The sequence below is a fragment of the Bradyrhizobium retamae genome, from assembly GCF_001440415.1.
In the GTDB taxonomy this organism is placed as follows: Bacteria; Pseudomonadota; Alphaproteobacteria; order Rhizobiales; family Xanthobacteraceae; genus Bradyrhizobium; species Bradyrhizobium retamae.
In genome coordinates, this window is sequence record NZ_LLYA01000091.1 from 1 (window position 1) to 2,081 (window position 2,081).

The 2,081-nt window shown below is 60.5% G+C and carries 1 protein-coding gene; it reads right to left on the reverse strand.

Annotated elements, in window-relative coordinates; translation table 11 throughout:
• Positions 1-1,676: AMP-binding protein (locus tag CQ13_RS40890; RefSeq protein ID WP_245309141.1), on the reverse strand; the 1,676-nt coding region annotated here is incomplete at its 3' end.
• Positions 1,677-2,081 lie beyond the last annotated feature (405 nt).

A 2,081-nucleotide genomic window follows, 5' to 3' on the forward strand; every position in this document is an offset into this window, starting at 1 on the left:
AGCTCCCCTACGGCCCCAAACGGAACAGGCGCGCCATCACCATCCAGCAGATAGATCCGCGTGTTCGCAAGCGGACGGCCGATCGGGACAACGGCCCCATCAAAATCAGCCGGGCAGCTCCACGTCGTCGCGCAGACTGTTGCTTCGGTAGGTCCATAGGCGTTGACAATAGATGCTGCAGGCAAGGCTCGGATAAGCTCGGCCTTCGGGAGCTCTCCAGCAAGAACGAGAAGTTGCGACGCCAAATATTCCAGATGCTGGCTTCCCTGAAGCAATGCTGGAGGCAACGTCGCATGCGTGATGGCTTCGTTTCGCAGATAGTCCGATAGCTCTTTGGTCGATTGACGGATCTCACCCGCAGGCAAGTGCAAGGCGGCTCCTGAGCCAAACGCCATGACAAGCTCTGAAACACTTGTATCAAAACCAAAGGAGGCGAACTGCACCACTCTACTGTTGGAACAAGCGCCAAAAAGCACATTCTGAGCCAACTCCAGATTGACTAATCCCCGATGCTCGACCATGACGCCCTTGGGCGTTCCGGTGGATCCTGAGGTGTAGATCACATAGGCGAGATGGCGCGAGGTCAGACCGAGGGCGCGCGGGTCCGGGTTCGCGGCCGGCAGCTGCGCCCACGCCGGGGTCGCCGTCTCCAGATCGACCACCGTCAGATCGAGTAGCGCATCGCTGCCGAGTGCGGCGCGGCCGGCCACATCGGCCAGCAACAGGTGTGGGGCCGCATCGTTGAGCACCTGGTGCAGCCGCGCGCTCGGATAGGCCGGATCCAGCGGCAGATACGCCCCGCCCGCCTTGAGGATCGCCAGCAGCCCGACCACCATCGCGATGCTGCGCTGAAGGCAGATCGCCACCGGCTGGTCCGGCCTCACCCCGAGCCCGATCAGATGATGCGCCAGCCGGTTCGCCCGCGCATTGAGCTCGCCATAGCTTAAGCGCTGGTCCTGATAGACCACCGCCACCGCATCCGGCGCTTGGCGCACCTGCGCCTCAAACAGCTCATGGATGCACTGCTGCTCGGGATACGGCGCCGCCGTCCGGTTCAGCTCCTCCAACAGATACGCGCGCTCAGCGGACGACAAGAGCCGAATTCGTCCTACCGGCTGCTGCGCATCGGCCATCACAGCACACAACAAATTCTGCAAATGCTGCGTCATGCGGTCGATCTGCTTGGGCGCCAAGCGACCTGCATCAAAGTGCCATCGAAAGCTCCCTTCCAGAGCGCAAACCTCAAACGTCAGCAAATCACCGGATAGGGGCGCCTCAAAACTCGGGCTTGCAAGATCACCAGCGGCAGACCCGCTATTTGCAGTAACCGTAACGCCAACCGGCCAGGGACGGCGCGATCGTAGCGCCTCACCGCCCCGCAACGTCGGGTAGCGCGCGATAAGATCCCGCGCAAAGCTATCGTGCTCCCTCAGCTGAGCACACTCGGCCGCCACCGCCCTGCGCACCTCTGCAAAATCATGACCGAGATCTATGATAATTTCCATTGGCACGACAGAAGCGACAAGCACCTCCACCGCCTTCACCCCGGCTCGCGATTCATTCGCTGGGGGAGTCCATCCCAATTGAAGCTCTGATTCTCCCGTGAGGCGGGCGAGATAGATCAGCCAAGCGCTCAGTATGTACTCGGTGCGATCATTGGGGGACAGCTCGGCCAAAGCACTTGGAATGAGCCACGAACTCGACTGCCATCTTGGGGGAGCCACAGCTTGTGGAGACGACAGAAAAGGAAGCTGCAATATTTTAGATTGCTCAAGCCGCTGTCGCCAGAAACTCTCCCGAGGCGCCAACATTTCATGTGTAACAGTTATGCTCCGCGCCTCGTCATCGCTTAGAATCGGGAGGCGATCGCCTACATTCAGATCGGAGTGCCTTGCGAGTGCCCGGGCGTCCAGAGTCTCACCATCTGAGCTGCCAAACCAGACATCAACATCTTCTGTGGCCGTCGCCACACGCCAGTGCCTCGGGTGGATTTCAACCAGGGAACCCGGCGAAAAGCCCGAGCGGGCAGACGACACCTCCAAGCACCTGACTGCGACAACGTCATCGCCCACAAGAGCCTT